This is a genomic window from Sphingobacterium thermophilum (assembly GCF_039541675.1).
In the GTDB taxonomy this organism is placed as follows: Bacteria; Bacteroidota; Bacteroidia; order Sphingobacteriales; family Sphingobacteriaceae; genus Sphingobacterium; species Sphingobacterium thermophilum.
In genome coordinates this window covers 1-1,238 of record NZ_BAABGR010000012.1, presented here as the reverse complement: position 1 = coordinate 1,238, position 1,238 = coordinate 1, and the positions used below count along the sequence as shown (strand labels likewise).

At 49.2% G+C, this 1,238-nt stretch carries 1 protein-coding gene; it reads right to left on the bottom strand.

Annotated features, from left to right (window positions below; translation table 11 throughout):
* Positions 1-71: 71 nt before the first annotated feature.
* Positions 72-1,171 (bottom strand): IS3 family transposase gene (locus tag ABD873_RS05710; RefSeq protein WP_345065857.1). Its coding sequence is split into 2 segments (ribosomal slippage): positions 72-919 and positions 919-1,171, totalling 1,101 coding nucleotides; the frame shifts between segments, so codons are not numbered across the junction.
* Between the last annotated feature and the right edge of the window lie 67 nt (positions 1,172-1,238).

The following is a 1,238-nucleotide window of genomic DNA, read 5'->3' as shown; positions in this document are numbered from 1 at the left end:
TGTCGACTTCCCCAAATTAAGACTGCATAATTTTACAAAATTCTCATCAAATTAACCTAAACCTAAACACCCTAACACGCCTGTTTGTCGCTTTCAAAATCGGATAGGGCAGCATATTCTGTTGGTGGCATATTGCCGAGGCTGTCGTGCGGTCTGTGATTGTTGTAATCGTCCATCCATTGCCAGGTAACTTCCCTCACTTCGTCCAGGGTGTCAAACAGGTAGCAGTCCAGTACGTTATCACGGTAAGTACCGTTCAATCTTTCCACAAAACCGTTCTGCGTGGGCTTTCCGGGCTGGATATATAAAAACTCGATGCCGTTGACCATACTCCATTCCGTTAAAAGCTGGGATATGAACTCCGGGCCGTTGTCCATCCTGATTTTCCCAGGCTTACCCCTACGTTTAATCAGATGGTTCAGCACCCAGACCACACGCGAACTGCGCAGGGAATAATCCACTTCGATATGCAGTGCTTCCCTGTTGAAATCGTCCATCACGTTGAAAGAACGGAACCTGCGGCCATTGCTCAGTGCGTCGCTCATAAAGTCCACCGACCAGGTATCATTGGGCAACATGGGCTTGATCAGGGGCTGCTTTACCCTTTGCGGCAACCTCCGCTTTGCTTTCCTCCTGATGTTCAGTTCAATGAGCTTGTATACCCGGTGGACCCGTTTGTGGTTCCAGCAATGGCCTTCCCGGCGCAATCTCCTGAACGCTTTCCAGAAACCCTCACGCGGAAAATCTTCCGCCTTCTTTCTTAAAGCGGACTCCACCTGGCTATCATCGCGTGTACTGACATAATAGTAACAGGTCTTGCTCAACCCCAACACCCGGCACGCCCTGCTGATGCCTTTCCCTGACTCCATCAATTCCTGAGCAATCTGTTTCTTCTGGCAGGGCTTCAAAGCTTTTTTGCGATCACCTCCTTGGCCGCCTCTAAGTCCAGGGCAAGCTCCGCGTACATCCGCTTAAGCTTGCGGTTCTCCTCTTCCAGTTCCTTCACCCGCTTTAGCTCGCTGCCGTCAAGGCCACCGTATCGCTGTCGCCATTTGTAAAAGGAGGCAGGACTGACACCATGTTCGCGAGTGATTTCCTGAACGCTTTTCCCTCCCTCGAACTCTTTAAGGATCTTACTGATCTGCTCCGGTCTGAATCGTTTCCCTTTCATAATATACTGTTAAAGTTATCAATCATTTTTCTATTCTCTAACAGTCTTTTTTTCAGGGGAGCTTACA